We start from the raw sequence: 18,152 nt of genomic DNA on the forward strand, positions 1-18,152 counted from the left end.
CTTGGGCAATCGGTACAATCTCACCAGTGAAGCGGGAGATTTGCGTCATAGACAACCAAGTCATCCCGCTTCAACTCCTTTGATTTAGCGACCCACCCCGACGCTGTCTAGTGATTCAACACAGCCCTTGACTGGCACGACCACCTGCTGACCGCAGGGGTCGTGCCAATCGCACCGTACAACGCGCGAAACACCGACGATCCCAAAGACATCGAGTACAGGGTCGAAGACCGCATCGAACAACACAGCGAGGACATTCAGCTGAAGCAGTCCACGTTGGATGAGACATACAACCGCCGTACTGGAGTCGAACGAACCAATGAATCAGTGAAAGACTGCGGCCTCGGGCGAACGCACGCCCGAGGCCGCGTTCACGCACGAGCGCAGGTGTTCCTCGCTCTGTGCCTTCGTCTCGTCGTCGCAATCACCAACTACGAACGCGGAGACAATCCGGGAAGCACGATCATCACGGTGTGACAAGAGTTCTATGACACCCTCTGGCCGAAGTAAAATCCCATCCGATCTTTCGGAAGATTCCGAATCGTGTAGAGCTTATCAAGGGCCGATTTACACAGAAGGTGACTCAGGCTGCCGATCAGATACAGAATACCCTGGGCTATCTTGACAGTCTAGACGATGAATTCGGTTTGGTGTATAACCTCACCGGCAACAAGAACTCCGATGAGATGGACGCAGGCGGCATGGTCATCCTCGACGGATTTCTTCCCACGTTGTACTCTGGTAACGAGCGGGCCGATCAACAATTGGGAATGGGCGAGGTCCACGGCCACCTCGCAGAGCACGAACGGATAGTGGTTATCACACTCTACGACCTCTACCAACTCATTCAGGAGGACGAAGCAAATCTGTTCGATGAGTACTTGCGTTGGCGAACTGGATACGAGGGGAATATGCCGGTATGGGGATTCAGCGAGCGAGAATATTGGGCATTCTATTTTGACAACTACCGGACTAACGAAGAATTTCGTCAGGGTGTAGAAGAAGCAGCGGAAAAAGACATTATCACGGTCTACATCAGCACGCGGTTCAATGACAAATCACATTTACAAAACCTTACAAATAGAAATTTAGATTAAAATTAGAAGGGTCTGTTTAAAGCCAGTTCATTTTCAAAAACAGTCTTTCCTCTTTTGTGCCATCAGTGAGAGGTTCACCCTGTTCGGCAAGAGTTAAATGGTTCATGACAACACCTACTAAGTAATGTATCGGGGTCTCGAACTCACAGATACCGAGATCCAGCATCTCAATCCAAATCAGGCGGTTGAATTCTTCAGGGAACTACTCTGGGCGGAGGCCTCCGAAACCGATGTCATTCAATCGTCTACCCACGTTCCCACAGCAATTACCGTCCCGGATGGCGGTCTAGATGCTAAAATAGAGAATGCAATCCCTTCACGAGAAGATATCATTCCAGCAGGTGATTCTGGGTTTCAAATCAAATCATCTGATATGGAGCCCAAGAAATGCAGGCAGGAAGTTAGATCTGATTCAGGCTCTGGTCTCAAATCCAGAATCGACGAATTGCTCGACAACGGCGGCACCTACATAATGGTGGTTTTTGAGGAACTGGTAGGTGTTGCACCCCAGCATAATAAAGACAAGCTTGAGCGGAGAAAAATTGCGTTGGAAGAAGAATTCGAGGATCATGGATATCCTGATGCCGACGTGAGAATATACGATTGCAGCAAATTAGTCGGCTTCGTCAATGGTTTCCCCGCTCTCATCGCGAAATACAAAGGCATAGATCATGTAGTCGACCATTCGACGTGGAGTCGATCAGCGACGAGGGATGTTGAGGAGTTTTTCCCAGACGAGAAGAGAGAAGAGCAGATCGAATCTATCCGAGAGATACTCAGAGATCCAAATGAACACTGCCCAGTAATACGCGTTACTGGACTCCCTGACGTGGGAAAAACACGCTTAGTATACGAAGCACTGGCAGAAGATGATTTACAGGAACGCGTCATCTATAGTAGAGCGAGGGAGTTTGAGTGTAGTGGTGTGGCAAGTCGCCTTCGAACAGACACTGATTGGTCAGCTATCATCATTATCGACAACTGTAGCGCCGAGGACCACGAACACTTCCAACAACGGTTTGATGCAGAATCTGACCGATTAGCTCTCATCACGATTTCTGATGATTCCATAAGCACAGGAGCTGATCACGAAATCACAGTGGAACAGCTTGAACAGAATCAAGTAAAGGCCATGTTGGAAAGTTTGGACTTGGAGGTGGACGAGCATGCCTGATTATAGCCGGATCGCCGAACTAGCAGATGGCTTTCCGGGCTTTGCAGCGATGATTGCTCGTAATGTGGCAGAAGCAGACGAGTCGCCCGATAATCTTCTAGAAATTGATAATGAAACGCTCATCAATCGGTTAATCGGCGGAGATGGATTAGGCGAGCATGAGCGGAGGAGACATAGACGTGTCCTTGAGGTCTTCTCGTTGTTCGACAAGGTCGAATGGAAGCTGGAAAACGAAGAGCGATCGGAAGAAGCAGAGTGGTTAGCCGAAGTAGCCGGATTTGAGGACCGTCAAGCCGAAATCGAATTCAACGAAATCGTTGAGTATCAACGCGACCGGGGAATCCTGAAGGGCGAGTACTATCTCTCTGTAACGCCGCTCCCACTAGCGACCCACTTGTTAGGTTCGTGGCTGGAGAAGCATGGAAAATCGGAGATCGAAGAACTCTTTGAGAAAATGCCCCCAGACATGCTCTCTCGGTTTGGGGAACGCATCCCGTACATGGCTTCATACCGGCCGGGTCGGCAATGGATTTCTGAAAAGCTCTCCACAGACGGGTTGTTCTATGAAAACGAGGGTGCGGTTCTAGAGACTGACTGGGGAAGCCAGTTGTTCCTCCAATTCGCAGAAGCAGCCCCCCGTGACGCGATAGATCCTGCTGAAAGCTTCGTTAATCAGAAATCAGTAGACAAGTTACGCCAGTTCACTACTGGACGGCGGAACATCATTCAATCACTACAGTACATGGCTGTCTGGGATGATACATTCAAACGAGCCGCCGAACTGCTTCTTGATTTAGCCGAGGCAGAAAACGAGGAATATGCTAACAACGCAACCGGAATATTCACCGGTCTTTTCTCTCCAGGATGGGGGAAATTAGCGCCTACCGAAACTCCACCACAAGAACGCCTTTCCGTCTTAGAAGAAGCGATGCAGTCTGATTCCGATAAGAGACAGCTCATTGCTGTTGAGGCCGCTGGTACAGGGTTAAAAAATCCGCGGAGCCTCACGAAGATTGCTGGCCCCGAATACCAAGGAGCGCGGGAAACACCGGACCTATGGGTGCCAGAAACATACGAGGAATTATTCGCGTACTATCGTTCTGTCTGGGACTTCTTGAATCAGCATCTTGATGAGATGCGGGTAGAGGTCAGAAAGGAAGCTGTGAGTACGCTATTAGGTTCAGTAAGAGGATTGGCTGATCTTGACCCGTCATTATCTCAGATGATTCGGAAATCACTACAGGATATTACTGAATACGAGTGGACAGATCGGGGAGAAGTGATCAGGACAGCGGTAGAACTCGTACATTATGATTTCGAGGATTTAGAAGAGATTGAGGAGGCAGCCGAATGGAGACAATTTGTCGAACACATATCCGAGTCCAGTTTCAATGATCGATTACGACGGTATGTAGGGCTCAGCCTTCTTGCTGATGACGACATCTATGAACAAGAAATTGATGCGCTTGCTGCTGACGTTATTGAACAGCCTGGGCGGCTGGAACCTCACTTGTCTTGGCTCGCCACAACGGAACCGAACCAGTACCGTGTAAGGGAATTCGGATATGCGCTCGGAGCGAGAGATGATGCCAATCAACTTCTTACAGGGATTCGCGACACCACAGAAGAAGTCCAAGACGAAGAACGATCGATAAGCCTTCTAAGCGGATATCTATCCGCACTGCATGAACGGGACGAAGAAATGCGGCAGGAGGTATTGGACCAAGTAGAAGATTCGGAGATTCTGCAACCCCATATCGTGGATCTCATCCGGCTATCCGGACTGACCGAACAAGATGCACGGAGAATCGTAGAACTCATCCAAGAAGGCGAGATCGCCCCTCATAGTCTCCGAGGTCTCGAATCCGGAGGTGTAAGCAGGAATTTCGAAGAGACGACGTTCCAAGAACTCGTTGAACTGCTCCTCGAAGCAGGAACGGACGAGGCCGCAATTATCCTCCCGACATTCTACCACTACTACGTCCATCCCGATGACGCACCTGAACTGCCTGAAGAACTGACGTTCGAATTACTTTCTCACCCTGCTTTCACCGAAACCACCCCAGATATTACGGTTCGTCAAGGGGTTAGCTATGACTGGAAAGAGATTGCACAGGCGTATATCGAACGATACCCTGATAGAACGGATGAAATACTCGAAACCCTTCTCAAGGTACTCGGACAGAGAGAGATTCTCATCGGAGGGAGTCCCGAAGTCAAGGAACTTCTCTACTACATCTTGAGGAGACAGCCACAGGAAACCTGGACCGAGATAACTATAATTTTAGAGGAACGAGACGAGCGGCTGATACCGTTGTTCCAGTGGTTCACTGGTGAGGATCCACATATAGAGGACACACCAATAGAGTATGTTCCGCAAGACCTCCTCTGGGAATGGGTTGAAGAAGATCCAGAAGTAAACGCCATTCTCGCCGCCCGACTCGTGCCAGCTGAGTTATTCCATAGCAACGAGCGAGTGTGTCTGGCCCGCGAATTACTGGCACAATACGGAGATCGAGACGACGTTCGGGATGCCTTTAGCGGAAATTACCGTACCGAGTCATGGGTCGGTCCAGAAAGCGAGCACTATACCCGGAAAAAGGAGCGGTTAGAAGAGTTTAGAGAAGAGGAGAGTAACAGAAACGTGCTTAGGTGGGTCAACAACCAAATATCGGAGCTCAAGGATAGAATTGAGCAAGCCAGACGACATGAAGAACGATTGGGATTCGACATTGAGTGACGTTGGTTTTCACAGTTAGATGCGACAAGACCATTCTGTATTTTGATATAATTATTATATATATATTTTGTCATTTCTGTGCCGTATCCTAATAGAAGTCTGGTAGTGGCACGGTCTATTTCTGGACCTCCTCGACTGGCGTGCGGTTATCGAGTGTCTGGTTTGGTCGATCAAAATTGTAGTAGTACGTGAACCGGCGCAGCCAGTGGCCGTCGCTGTCGAACTCGACAGCCGTCTCGTCAACGTCGATCCGCCGACGGCGGAGTGGTCTGTGCAAGGTCTGAATGTTCCCCGCGACCAGTGCTACTGCATTGCGTGCCGTCGCTCGATTTTTCTCCTCTGAGTGTCTCGACCATGCAACGGTTACGCCGATCACTCAGCCGTCGCGGACCGGGTTGGCTATCGGCCAAATTGTGCGTCCTATCCAGACTACTCCGTGCGATCGGTCAACGCCAAGCCACTAAGGCACTGCCACCGTCTCCCGAACCTACAACCCCATCGAATGAAGCCGCAATCCGAACACCCTGACAGATGTCGGAATGCGTTCGTTCTCTCAAACTTCTTGAGAATCCACCGCTAACTGCTCTTTGAGCATGTCTGGAGTTACATGAGCACTTCCCGCTACGGCCTGCTCTCAAACTCCCTCCACTAGATAGTGCCTCACCGAAGGACGTCTAAACTACGGGATAATCATTTCTTCATCGTCCCAGAGCGACTCGAAGTTGCGCTCGAACTCGTCACTCTGTTGTAGAGGGGTGCACGACAGTGACTCAAGCACTAGACTCTGAGTCACAATTCAGCTGAACCGAAGTCCATACTCGATAGCGTTTATTGACCCTCAATGGGTGAGGGGTTCGCCGTATCGGCGAATCTCGATAATTGGTGAGAAAATATGGCGACGAGAGATATCTACGAAACAAGCTTCGACGAGGACGTCCAGACAAACTCCAGCACGAACCCATGTCCGGAGTGCGATGGCCGGGTCACTACCAACTCGGTCGAAACTATCTGTGAAGACTGTGGACTCGTTATTGACGAACAACGAATCGACCACGGTCCTGAATGGAGAACTCACGATCAGGACCAGCGAAAGCGGACGGGCGCTCCACTGACTGCGGCACGGCATGACCGAGGGCTGTCGACCGAGATCGGTCGCGGGAAAGATGCGAACGGGAACGAACTCTCTGGACGAAAGCGCCAGCGGCTATCCCGAATGCGGCGTGAACAGACTCGTGGTCGGTTCCAGTCGAAAGCCGAGCGAAATCTCGCACACGGCCTGGGTGAAGTTCGAAGAATCGCGAGCGTCCTCGAGCTTTCAGGTTCGGTCCGTGATCAGGCGTGCCAACTGTTCCGGAGCGCTCAAGCCGAAGATCTGCTTCGAGGCCGATCAATCGAAGCGGTAGCGGCAGCAAGCATCTACGGAGCCTGTCGCTGTAACGGTCACTCGCGGTTACTCGACGACGTCGTCGACGCAGCACGCGTCGACCACTCGAGAGTCGCGAATGCGTACAAGACACTGAATACAGAACTCGGACTACCGACCCAGCCTGTCCGACCGAGCGAATTCATCCCCCGTCTCGCGTCGGAACTTGATATTCCAGCGTACATCCGACAACGAGCTCGGAGGCTGGCCGAACAGTTGGAATCATCAGGAGTAGCGTCGGGCGTCAAACCATCAGGATTCGCAGCTGCCTGTCTGTACAAGGCGGTTGCGAAGAGGGACGATGGCTGACGCAGGCGGAAGTCGCTGAGGTGGCGAACGTCACTGCAACGACCATCCGGTCGCATCGAGACACGCTAAACGAATTGGCGGTCTGAAGACGCCATCTGCGATTTTTCTGTCGATTCGAATTCGACATTGGTGGCTGAGATTTAAATACGGAGACGAGGGAAGATGCTGCCAGACGACCCTATGAATGGACGTCAATCTGATTTTGAGGAACTACGACCCCTTGGTGAAGCGAATCGCGTTCCCGACGACCAGCTTACTGGACGGGGTAACGTTGGGCGAGCATGGGGACAACGAAGAGAGGGGCCGAAATCGTATCCAGATCGAACGAGATCGACACGGAGCGAGTGTTCCTCGTGCGGTGCGTCGATTCCTGCGACCCGTACCAAGTGTCGGTTCTGCCTCTCAAACCATCTCGATGGAACCAGCGACGATAGTCGCCCTCCGGATACTGAGTGGACACTACTCCATATCGTCCATCTGATCGTCGAGGCGTCGACGTTCTACGCCGCCGTCGCGAAGGGTGCTGCTGCGGCCACGCTCCTCACGAAGGCTGACAGGGACCCAGAGGTCGACGACTGCCAACTGATCTACGACCTCAATGCAGAGCCCGCCGCACAGCTAACCGAGCAGTGGCCCTCGCTACCCGAAGCAGTTCGAGCTACCTCCGAAAGCGGTGAACAGCTTCTCGCAGCCGTTTGTGAGCGGACGGGACAGACAAAGTCGACGCAGTCGCGGTGTGAGGGGGCGCACACAACGTTCCTCTACGAGGAGGGAGGGCACGGCGTTCGTGATGAAGATCGGCTTACAGACCTACTGGAGAACGCCGAAGACGACGCCTGGTTGGTGCCAGGGATTGCACTCCAGCGCGCCGTCGACGACGGTCACTCCGAAAATCGTCAACCCAGTGCTTCCTCGAGAGTACGTCTTGAATGTCTCAAGTGTGGTCGAATGACTGAGCATCAGTTTCAGGAGTTCGAGTCTCTCCCAGATGAGGATTGGTCTGGCCAGCCGATGTGGGAGTGCCTGGTGTGTCAGTCGCCTCGACACGGACCGGATCCCTGAGAGGGTGATCAGCTGTGTAACGCATTAACCAACGTAGAGTGTGAATGGCCGAACTGTTGGTTAATACTTGTTGCGCACGAATATATCGATGGCCAGTACAGGGCTCCTTACTATCTGGGGCGCAGCACCCAAAATCCAGTCATCCACGGGAGTTGAGGGCGGGAGTCCTGTAGAACAGAGACAGAGGTTACAGTTCTTCTCCACCACCGAATACACTGCCATCGTCTGTATCAGCGGGAGCACTTCTAGAAGGCGTGTTCTGGGCGTCGTCGTAAGCCTCCCGCCAAAGTTGGTCAGCCTTCAAATTCTCAGCGTCGTGCTCCGTGTGCCGCTCTCGAATCTTCGTCAGCACTGGCGTATTGACCGCATCCCCCGAAATGACTGCTTGGCCCTTGGTCAAGCCAGGAAGCTCATCGAGCACCGCTGTGCCAGCCCCCTCAACGGAATCGCGGATGGCCTGCTGGTCGTTCGGGTTTTTGATCTGCATCGTGATTTGGGTACCGCACTGTGAGAGGACAGTTTGGTCGAGTTTTGACGGGCGCTGACTAATTAGCCCGGTCCCGATTCCGAACTTCCGACCCTCGCTGTTTACCTGGCGTATGATTGACAGGGCCTGCGAGTCACCATCTGGCGCGAACCGGTGTGCCTCCTCAAACAGCGTGAATACCGGGTGTTCGATCGGTGTCCGGACGTCATCTGGGTCACCAACCACGGCCGCCTCGCGCGCCTTGTAGAGTTTCCTGAGCAGGACGGCGGCCATCACCTGCTGGTCGCGGCGGGAGAGCCCGTCCATTCGAAGGACGGTCACTTGACCGGGGTTAACGAGCGCGTCGAGGTCGAGTCGGTCGTACGCGTCGAAGAAGTCCGACTGCTGGAGGTTACGATTGATCCGCCATTTCAGACCGGACGCGTCCCCATCCGGATGGTTTCGGTGGCAAGCCTGTTCGAGGTCGTTCGCAGTAAACGCGTCCTCGCCCCGAAGATCGTCGTAGGCATCACTCAGCACCGACGCCATCCGTTCAGTTGGGTTAAGGATCGAACGTAAGTCGGCGTAGGTCAGGTCAGCTAGCTTCACCGATAGCTGGTCAGGCTTCCGGATCTCGGCAGATGGCCGGTATCCATCCGTACCCTCGAAAGCGGAATGGTCGCACATCTGGTCGAGACTGTCGTACTCGCCGTGGGGATCAAACACCAGAACCGCAGCGCGCGTGGCAGGTTTGAGCATTTCCTCGAGAAGTACGCTGGCAGTGTAGGACTTTCCGCTGCCAGTCGAGGCGAGGATAGCGAGATGGGTCGCCGCCACCTCATTGACCGGTAGCTCAACAGTCACCTTTTCGTCAGCCCGGTTCAGCAGCCTACCCATCCACGCCATGCCTGGGTCGGGGTCACCTTCCTCACGAAATCCGGGGGGTGTGACGTTGGGAATGACTACCTCCAGCATCTCGCCAGGCGCACGGTGGAGCCGCGTGCCGGTATCAGGTAGCTGCCGTGGGTTCCGGAATGACTCGAAGCCGGGGTCATAGTAGCCAATCACCTCTGCCGTGATGCGGTATAGTTCTCCACCGTCCGCTTCGGCACCCAGTGCCGTTGCCACCCGTCCAGCATCCACGTCCGGATCCGTCATGAACGACGCTGGGAGCCCTGCTTCCCGTTCGCGGTCACTCACACGGGCCAAGACCACTTCGTCACTATTACCCCCGGTGGACTGGCTGTAAGCCACGAACTCACCGGTTGATACCGCCTGTCCGTCCGGCGCTGCAAACACGAACTCACCGACTTCGTCTCCCGGTTCGACGACAGTTCCAACAACGGGCTCAGCTGCCAGCTCGGCTGCATCCACGACCGTCGTCTTGTCATCACTCATTGGAGCACCCCGCGGTCTACATTGGCCTGGTGGGCGACCTTCCGTTCGATTACATCCAGCAGGTCGTCGTACCCCTTAGTCGTCTCGTGTAGTCGTTCAGCAATCGCTCCAACGAGCTCGGCTCCAAATGTCCCGGCGACCTCAGTCAGCCGGGGATAGTAAGCCAGCGAGAGGTCTCCATCGACGAAGTGGAACGTGCGAAAGGTGGCTTCGGGACACTGGTAGACGGTCGTACCATGGCCGATTGCGAATGTCGGGATCGAATGGTCCGGCGTTTCAATGCGATCACCATCGCTCGAGTCGCCGGTAGCAGTAGCACTACCGAGCAGCGCAATGCCGATGAGGGTCGTCGGTTCGTCGACAAGACTCGGTCGGAACTGGTCAGTAGCGCCATCAGCACCGAGCGTCGGGCCTATACCACCCATTCCAGGGTCGATCACCTGCGTGCCGTGGACGACGCCGATCGCTACTTCTTCGGCATCACGTCGGCCCATTGGCAGCACGACCGGCTGGCCGAATCCGTAGTCGGTGACGTCCGGTGGATCGTCGGCATCGCGGTCAGTCAGGATCGTCGCAGTGTAGTCAATAGTCGACTGAGATTGAGCGATACTTCCAAGCGCCTTCGTGTCGGGGAACGTGGTTCGAATGGTCATCGTGTTGTATGGGATATCGTATTTGATTGTTCGTGTGACGGTCGCCTGGCTGAGATTATTCCGGTCATCGGCGACGACGCTTGCTCCGATCTTTGGGGTTCCACTCAATCGGAACCTCAGTATCTTCGCCTAGCCGGAGGAGCATCCGAATCAGGCGATCCCGGTCGCTTCCGGTCAGGACGGCCTCGCTGTCGGCCACCTGTATCGCCTCGGGGTAGCCCTGGCCAACCGCGGCTTCCGCTCGAACGGCCTGGAGGGCGTACTCGAACATAGAATTGCCCGGCCATCCAGCCGGCGCATCCGTCTCACAGAGCCACTGTGGGACTTCGAGGCGGTCCAAGCTCTCACCCTCGCCGAAGTCCGCGTACGCAAACCGAAGGCGGTCGCCGAAGGCGTACTCCTCGCCGCGGTAAGTGGTTCGCAACTTCTGGAGCGAACGGTCCCGCTGGCTCTCAAAGAGTGCGGTTCGACTACCCCATGTGTCGAGCATAGGGGCGAAGATAGCGGCATCGCGCGGTAGCCCCGTGTCGCCGAGTCCGGTAGGGCGGAGTTTCCGTACTAAGTCAGCCACGTCCGACGACTGCGAGCCGGCGATGTATCCGACGACAGGAACCTCGTTGGCGCGACTCGTAGCGAGCAGAGCCGCCATCGAATCGAGATACCGCTGGCGGGTCTCGTCGTCGAACAGGTTGGCGAACGACACCGTTAACGACCCGTCGTAGATGACGACCGGCGGTGGGTCGTGCTCCGCGTACTCCTCAATCAGTCCACGCACTGTCTCGGTCTCGCGTTCATACCGGGCGTGCTGGACCTGGCTCTCGTCGACGTAGGTATACGACCCGTCCTCGGGACCGACAACGACCTCCGTCGGCGGGAGCACTGCCGATTCAGTGTCGAGAGCATACTGCCCATCGGTGGTATGGTGGTTCACGTAGGAAGCAACCTGCACGAGGCCAACGGGTACGTTCAGTTCGGTTGTCGGCTCGAGTTCGGATCCATCGACCGCAATAGTCGGCAGGCCGTCGAGGACATCGCTTGCCCACCGCCCGGCACTTTCGTGGGAGGTCCATTCGGTCGCGGGCGGGAATGGGGCGGTCAACTCCTCCATCCTATCGAACTCGGTGGTCGGGAGCGCATCGGCATATGTTCCCGTGACGGCATCACGGACTTCCGTGGCGGTCGACGAGGCTCGTTCTTCGAGGAGCGCATCACGATAGACGGCGGCCAGCGACCGGTCACTCGAAGTGAAGTCCGCGAGGTCGTCACGGAGTCGTTCCAGCTGCTCGCTCACCGCGTGGGGATCCTGGAGCATCTCAGTCGTCCCCTGCCCCCGGTTTTGGTGAAGGCGATCCCCCAGCGTCCGCGTGAGTGTCGGACACGACGTGGGACTCGCGGTCGGGCTTTTCGAGGTTGACCGTGTATTCCGTCATCGACTCGAACGTATCGTCGTGAGAGATGACGCAGAGCTGCTCGAACGCGTCGAGCCGTTCGAGCTGCCGGACGAGATTATTCTTCTTTTCGCTGTCAAGGTTGGCGGTTGGTTCATCGAGGAAGGCGATATCGAGCGGACTCACCCGCTCCATGATCGCCAATCGCACCGCCAGCGCAGCGGCCATCTTCTCACCTCCCGAAAGGTTTCCGAACGGCTTGTGCTGACTACCGTCCTGAACGACGATTTGGTAGGTCTCGTCCCACGTTAGGCTCTCGCGACCGGTCCCCCGGAGCGTCTGGTAGATCTGGTTGGCGCGTTCGCCGATCCGACTGGCGATCAGTTCGCGCATCTTCGGGCCGGCGTCCCGAACGCCATTTCGGACCGTCTTGGCGAACTTGATATCCCGCTCCAGCTGGACGTGCGTCTCCTTCCACCGCTCCAGCTGCTCGGCAACGGTTTCGAGTCTCTGGAGTTCGCTACTGAGTTCGTCGAGAGTCTCCCGTGCCTCGTCAAGTCTCGTGTCAAGTTGTGTCTCGCGGCTATCGAGGCAGTCGACTCGGTCGTCCAGTTCGGCGTGCCGATCGGCGTCGAACTTAGCCTTGACCCGCCTCAGTTCACTTTCGGCTGCTCTGCGTTCGCGTTCCGCGGTTTCGATGTCCTTGTATAGCTCGATAACCCGTTCGCGACGGTCGTCCACACGCTCGGCCTCCGCTTCGTTCCGGACGTAGCGGTCGTGTGCGTCCTCAGTCTCATCTTTGATCTCCCGTTGCTCGGCAATCTGTTCGTTGAGGTCCCCGAATTCCGACGCCAGTTGTCGCTCCAGCCGGGCAGCTTCCCAGGCAGTCCGGTACAGCTCTTCGCGGGCGTCCTCGATCTGATCAATCGCCTCACGTTTGTTCTCGTACTCGAACTGAGCCCGTTCGTAGGCCTCGTGATCGTCCTCGATTTCGTCCTGTTCAGCGCAAAGCTCGTCAAACTGGTCCGCAATCGGTTCTAGCTCAGCCCGCTCGTCAGTAAGAGACTCGCGTTCTGCCTCGAGTTCGTCGACGGCATCCTCTAACTCGGCGAGCCGATCTCGCGCCGCATCGAGCCCAGCGACTTCCTGCTGAGCCTTCTTCGCCGCGTCGAGCCCTGCCCGGACAGCCGGCAGTCGAGCCTCGGCAGCGGCAATCTCGGCTTCCGCCTCTGTTATTTGTTCCTCAATCGTCTCGACGATTCTGTCTCGGGTGTCGGCGTCCAGCGGCCGGTCGCAGGTCGGACAGGTTTCCCCCTCCTCGTGCTCGTGGTCACCGCCGTCGCTATCCCTGTCGAAATCAACAGCAATCAGACGATTACGCTGGTCTGTCAGGTCCTCTATTTCGGCCTGCCGTGTCTCGATGGTCGCCTCCATATCGGCGCGCATCGAGTCGAGTTCTGGTGCCTCTTCGGCGAACGACCGTTTGTTCTCGAGTTCCGAAATGTGATCACGCTGCTCGGAAACTTTCGCTTCGGCCTCGGGGAAATTCGTGTCGTCGATCTCCGTGATTCGTGCGTCGATTTCCTCGATCCGCTCGGCTGCATCTCGTGCCTCCTCTATTTTCTGATCAAGTTCCTCGTATCGCTCGTGGGACGCTTCAAGCTCGGCCATCCGGTCATCGGCTTCCCGCGCGGCCTCAGCTCGGTCATGAAGATCTTCGTACTCACGCTTAGCCTCGCGGTAGCTATCGACGGCCTTCTCGAGTTCGGCTTCGAAATCGTCACGCTCCGCTTCCCGCTCACGTAACTCCGAGAGTCGTTCGTCCGCCTCGCGGAACCGCCGGTGGGAGTCGGCAGTCTCATCGACGACTTCGGCAGCCTTGCGGGCGTCTTGAAGATCAGTTCTAGCCGTGTCGAGTTGCCCGAGATTCCCCTCGACCCGACTCTCGGCGCTCTCGATGGTTCGATCGAGTTCGTCCCGACGTTGTTTCAGATCGTCCAGCTCCGAGAACTCCTCCTTCGTGTCAGCAAGCTTCGACTGGACCCTTTCGAGTTCGTCGCCGAGTTTCTCGACTTCCGTCTCCTGTTCGTCGACGGCCTCCCGCTGCTCTGGGAGGTCCTCAACGACCCCTTCGAGCCTGCTAATCCGCTCCTTTGCAGTCTGCTTGCGGGACTCCAGTTCATCGACGGGCTGTTTCAAGTTGTGTGTGCTCTGGGTACTCCACGCCTGTTCGTAGACATCGATTCCAAGTAGCGGATCAAACTGCTTTTTCCGTATCCCCTTCCTTGCCCGGAAGTCCGAGAGGAACTGCGTCTGTGGCACTCCTATGCAGTTTTCCCAGAGTGTCGATAGATCGACGTCACCTTCGCCGTCGAGCCCGAACGTTCTCCTGAGCCAGTTGACGACTTCTTCCTTCTTGCCGAGCTCAAGTTCCGCGTCGGCGGTCTCGTCGACTACGGAGTAGGTCCCACTCGTTCCCCTCTGGACCGTGTACGCCCGTCCGTTCATCTCGAATCTCACCCAGACTGTCCCCGAGGATTCCCCCTCTCGGACGAACTCGTCTTGATTGTATGGTAGTGAGTCGAATAACGCCCATCCGACTGCCTCGGCAACAGTCGATTTACCGGCCCCATTCTCACCGAGGATTGCCGTCACGCCCTCGCCGAGTCCGACAGTTGTCTTGTCGTCGTAGCTCTTGATCTGTTCGAGCCGAACATCGGTCAACCGCATTAATCCTCACCTCTCTCAGCCGTCATTGGAGTGTCGGCTTTCACGTCCTCACCCTCGTGGTCGGGGTCACCGTCCGTGTCCGAAGTGGTCGCCCGCCGGGCGGCCTCAATAGGGTCGACATTCTCACCCGCCTGGACAGCCGCGAACGTTTCCGCGTCGACCCCGCCCGCATCTGCCCGGTCCGCTACGTCGTCGAACTCGGGTTCGACGGCACCGACGCCATCCGCGAACACTTCCTGACGGCGCCGTTGTAGGTAGTCAGCGACCGACTCGCCACTCGCGCCTTCCTCGATGACCAATTCCTTCGCGCGAGCCAACACCTCCGCAGTCGCTCCCGGTTCCTCGGCGTACGGGGTCTGCTCGGCGACGGTTGTGAATACTTCTCCTTCCAGCACCTCCGTCCGGAGCGTCCCCGTATCAGTGAACACGGCGTCCTCGTCCAGCCCTTCGACGAGATCAAGGATCTCGGCCGTAGTGACACTCACCTTCGTCTGGACGTGGATCGGGTCGGCTGCATCGGCAAGTTTAGACTCTAGAGCATCCACATCGAGGTCGCGTCGATCGAATTCCAGATGACCTTGGATGCGGAAATCAATCACTGGGGCGCGCGCGGTCCCGTCGCTCGTCGCATACTGCTCGGCTGAGCAGAAGTCCACCACATCGGGTCGCTCGTCGGCGACCGCTTCGTCGAACGCCTCGGCGAGGTTGGCCCAGGACTCATAGCCATCCACATCCCAGTCGTACGAGTAGAACGGTCGTCGCTTGCTAGTGTGGTGGTGCGGCTCGATACTGTCCCGCTCGACGTCGGTCACGTAGTACCCGAGGTTCCAGCGTGCCTCCTGCGTGTCGTGAGCTTCAAGCGAACCGGGATTGAAGAACCACGGATCGTCAGCAGGCCCCTCGTATGGCTTGTGGATGTGGCCGAGCGCGAGGTAATCGACCAGTCCCTCGAGCTGCTGGAGCGTGGTGTATCGAACGGATGCACCGAGATCCGGGACCTCGTCGACGACGCCGAAGTGGGCCATCAGCACAGTGTGGGCCGGCTCGCCGGCCCGGTTGTTCACCGCCTCGATGGCGGTGCGTGCCTGATCGAGGGCCGTATCGATGTACCCGCCCCGATACTCCAGTCCGAACACCCGAACTGGGGCATCGAAGGCCGGGACATCGAGATCGACGTATCCGGAAACCGTTCCGTCGACCCCGGTCCCCTCGTTTTCCTCTGCAGATGCCAGGGACGGGAAGAGTTCTTCGACAGGCCGTTCGCCGCTACTAACGCCTTCGAAGTCCGGTTGAAGCAGCGTGATCACGTCGCGCTGGTGGAGGTACTCGAGCCACGTCATCGCTCGCCGATTGAGGTTCTGGTCGTGGTTCCCGGGCGAGACCAACACGGGGATATCGTCAGGGACGACCTCGAAGGCCTTCTCAGCGCTTTCGAGGATACTCGGGCGCAGGTCTCGCGAGTGGAACAGGTCACCCGGGATGAGGATGGCGTCGACCTCGTGTTTATTGACGCTCTCTTGCAGTGTCTTCCGGAACGTGAGGAACATGTCGCCCTGTCGTTTTTTGACGTTGTACTGCCGGTGACCGAGGTGTACGTCGGCCGCGTGGAGTAAGCGATAATTCATGATTGGATAATAGAGGCAGCGACTGGATCAGTCGGGTCGTGCGAATCTATCGAACTGCAACATAGGCTACCAGTTACAGGAGAGATACTTAATCCTCCTGTGATCACAGTGAAAGTGAACGTTGTCAGATGGTACGTAGTCTGAACTTCGAACCTTGAATCGGTGTCAGAGTAGGCCTGGAGAATCAGACGCGTTTGCAGTCAACTTCGAAGCGGACTACGAGGCTGGAGACCTGATCATCACTGGCGAACGAGCGACGGAGTCCTGAAAATTGACCACCGCGAGAAGAGGTTTTTCGAGCGCCGGCGATGGGTGCCGGCGCATCACGTAGTGACGCGGTGTGCAGTCGCGTGCGTCGGCAGACGACGGTGAAAACCGATGCATATGGTCATTTACACCCTGGTAGAGGCATCGACGCGAGACGACGCAGTGGCCACCGGCAAAGCAGTGTTCGATCGGCTGGTTGGAGCCGATCCGCACGCTGGCGCCGTATTCGACTACTTCGTCACGTTCGATCAAGAAGCCACGACGGTGGCAGGGAAAGCCCGTTGGGGCGACCTCCCAGTTGCAGCGCGCGTAGACTCTGACGAAGGCCAGGAACTCCTGGAGCGCGGTTGGGACGCGACGAAGAGCGAGTTCCAGCGGAATCTCAATCGAGTACAGGAGGCGCTCGACGAGCTCAGCGATGATGAGATAATGCGTGATGAGAACCTCACCCGGCATGCCTTCCATCAAGTCGGTGCCTACGACGGTCCCTCGATTTTGCTGTACGACGAACACGGTTGCGGGATTCGCCACCGAGGCCAGCTGGATCGCATCGTCGAGGAGAGTGACGACCTCTGGGTCGTCCCGGCGGACGTCCATTTCTAAACAATGCCCAGAATCACAAACTGGCGACGCGAGAACCGCTCGCCAACGTTGGCGTATCGGAACACTGAGACTGGCGCTCGAGCTGTCCTGCACAGAGCGCCGGACTCCTACCGCTACAAGTGGCGTGGCGCAATCCTCGTCGACGGCTACCCAGTATGGTCGCGGGGGTACGAGACGAAGGACGCAAAATCGTTCCGTGACGAGCTCCGGAAGCGGCCAGCGCCCGAATTGAGTTGTCCCGAATGCCCGAACGAGGACATCCTCGTCGGTGAGAAGTCAGCAGACGGGGCGAAAGTTCAGCGCTGGTTCGACTGCCACGACTGCGGCTACGAAAGCCGCTCGGCAATCGTCTACGGCGCCGAGCGCTGAAATCATTCCCCGAGTACAGCGTCCACCGAGCACGGATTAACCAACAACTAGTCGGTCTGAGTCGGTTGTGTTGGTTAACGCGTTCAAGCACATCTGCAACTCAGAGACTGCAGCAAGTTTTTCACCCCCTGAGGGGTGCGGGGGTACTCAAACGAGTACCTTCGAACAGACCCATGAGTAGAACTATCGACTCACAGTCGCTCCAACAAAGAAGCCAGAGAAGTGACCGCGACATCGTCTACGTCGGCTACCGACAGCGAGGGCGTGCCGTCGTGGAGAAGCTACCTGAACAAGAACGCCTCACGAGGGTGTCATAGAATGACTCTATGAAAATCCTGCAACTAAGCCCCTGGCGCGTGAATCAGATCAACAGGGGTTGGCAAAGACCGAGTGGGAACTAGTGCAACAAGCACGCTAGAATGACTGGTCTTAGCACCGTGATAGGACGAAGAATACTGTGCCACAGAGCACGCATAGGTGTCTCTCTGATTCACGCGTGATCAGCCCCAACGGAGGCGTTCAATGTACCTTGGAATCGACACTCACAAACGGTACTCGCAGGTTGCCGTCGTGGACGACGACGGCAACCTGCAAGACGAGATTCGCTTGCCAAACGATCGTCTCTCTGAACTCGCCGAGGAATACGCTGGCAGTGAAGCTGCCATCGAAGCATCCGGCAACTACCGCCCGATCTACGAGATGCTCGACGAGCATCTCGATATCACCCTCGTTAACCCATCAAAGAACCGGATCATCGCCGACGCGGCAGTCAAGACTGACCGCGTCGATGCGAAGCGGCTCGCCCAGATGCTTCGGGCAGATATGCTCGCTGAGAGCTACGTCCCGCC

12 protein-coding genes and 3 pseudogenes are annotated in these 18,152 nt (G+C 56.4%); 9 read left to right on the forward strand and 6 right to left on the reverse strand.

Translation table 11 applies throughout. The features are described from left to right. Positions 1 to 126 precede the first annotated feature (126 nt). The 4 genes and pseudogenes from D3D02_RS17355 to D3D02_RS17375 all read left to right on the forward strand — a co-directional run. Positions 127 to 477: pseudogene (locus D3D02_RS17355) on the forward strand (transposase); the annotation flags it as partial. 101 nt (positions 478 to 578) lie between these two features. Next, a complete protein-coding gene (locus D3D02_RS21265; protein ID WP_233560691.1) occupies positions 579 to 1,097 on the forward strand; it encodes a hypothetical protein in 519 nt (172 codons plus the stop codon). 124 nt (positions 1,098 to 1,221) lie between these two features. After that, entirely contained in the window at positions 1,222 to 2,271 is a 1,050-nt protein-coding gene (locus tag D3D02_RS17370) for an ATP-binding protein (protein WP_121571220.1), read from the forward strand. Continuing rightward, positions 2,264 to 5,011, forward strand: a complete 2,748-nt coding sequence (locus D3D02_RS17375) for a hypothetical protein (RefSeq protein WP_147435675.1) — start codon at positions 2,264 to 2,266, stop codon at positions 5,009 to 5,011. The genes D3D02_RS17370 and D3D02_RS17375 overlap by 8 nt, the downstream gene beginning before the upstream one ends. A 463-nt stretch (positions 5,012 to 5,474) precedes the next feature. Here D3D02_RS17375 and D3D02_RS21270 read toward each other — a convergent pair. After that, positions 5,475 to 5,606: pseudogene (locus D3D02_RS21270) on the reverse strand (IS6 family transposase); the annotation flags it as partial. A 297-nt stretch (positions 5,607 to 5,903) separates the two neighbouring features. Between D3D02_RS21270 and D3D02_RS17385 the strand changes: the two are divergent. Continuing rightward, positions 5,904 to 6,829: pseudogene (locus D3D02_RS17385) on the forward strand (transcription initiation factor IIB family protein). Positions 6,830 to 6,923: 94 nt separating this feature from the next. Next, entirely contained in the window at positions 6,924 to 7,805 is an 882-nt protein-coding gene (locus tag D3D02_RS21275) for a hypothetical protein (RefSeq protein WP_233560692.1), read from the forward strand. 187 nt (positions 7,806 to 7,992) lie between these two features. On the opposite strand, the gene D3D02_RS17395 is transcribed toward D3D02_RS21275, so the two are convergent. The 5 genes from D3D02_RS17395 to D3D02_RS17415 all read right to left on the reverse strand — a co-directional run bounded on the left by D3D02_RS17395 (position 7,993) and on the right by D3D02_RS17415 (position 16,065). Further along, the gene (locus D3D02_RS17395) at positions 7,993 to 9,669 is read right to left on the reverse strand and encodes an ATP-binding protein (protein ID WP_199723146.1); all 1,677 of its coding nucleotides are present in this window, start codon (positions 9,667 to 9,669) and stop codon (positions 7,993 to 7,995) included. Further along, positions 9,666 to 10,322, reverse strand: coding sequence for a hypothetical protein (locus D3D02_RS17400; RefSeq protein ID WP_121571223.1), 657 nt, complete (start codon positions 10,320 to 10,322; stop codon positions 9,666 to 9,668). The genes D3D02_RS17395 and D3D02_RS17400 overlap by 4 nt, the downstream gene beginning before the upstream one ends. 64 nt (positions 10,323 to 10,386) lie before the next feature. Further along, complete coding sequence (locus tag D3D02_RS17405) at positions 10,387 to 11,634, reverse strand: DNA double-strand break repair nuclease NurA (RefSeq protein ID WP_121571224.1); 1,248 nt, start codon at positions 11,632 to 11,634, stop codon at positions 10,387 to 10,389. 1 nt (position 11,635) lies between these two features. Further along, the gene (locus tag D3D02_RS17410; RefSeq protein WP_121571225.1) at positions 11,636 to 14,440 is read right to left on the reverse strand and encodes an SMC family ATPase; all 2,805 of its coding nucleotides are present in this window, start codon (positions 14,438 to 14,440) and stop codon (positions 11,636 to 11,638) included. Further along, on the reverse strand, positions 14,440 to 16,065 hold the full coding sequence (locus D3D02_RS17415) for a metallophosphoesterase (protein WP_121571226.1): 1,626 nt from the start codon (positions 16,063 to 16,065) through the stop codon (positions 14,440 to 14,442). Before D3D02_RS17415 ends, D3D02_RS17410 begins: the two co-directional genes overlap by 1 nt. A 378-nt stretch (positions 16,066 to 16,443) precedes the next feature. Here D3D02_RS17415 and D3D02_RS17420 point away from each other — a divergent pair, with 378 nt between their 5' ends. The 3 genes from D3D02_RS17420 to D3D02_RS17430 all read left to right on the forward strand — a co-directional run. Beyond that, the gene (locus tag D3D02_RS17420) at positions 16,444 to 16,935 is read left to right on the forward strand and encodes a hypothetical protein (protein WP_121571227.1); all 492 of its coding nucleotides are present in this window, start codon (positions 16,444 to 16,446) and stop codon (positions 16,933 to 16,935) included. 3 nt (positions 16,936 to 16,938) lie between these two features. Continuing rightward, positions 16,939 to 17,304: a hypothetical protein gene (locus D3D02_RS17425; RefSeq protein ID WP_121571228.1), complete on the forward strand. Its 366-nt coding sequence runs from the start codon at positions 16,939 to 16,941 to the stop codon at positions 17,302 to 17,304. Between the two features lie 522 nt (positions 17,305 to 17,826). Continuing rightward, positions 17,827 to 18,152: transposase (locus tag D3D02_RS17430; protein WP_147435677.1), on the forward strand; the 326-nt coding region annotated here is incomplete at its 3' end.

This window comes from Halobellus sp. Atlit-38R, assembly GCF_003665925.1.
Taxonomy (GTDB): domain Archaea; phylum Halobacteriota; class Halobacteria; order Halobacteriales; family Haloferacaceae; genus Haloquadratum; species Haloquadratum inordinatus.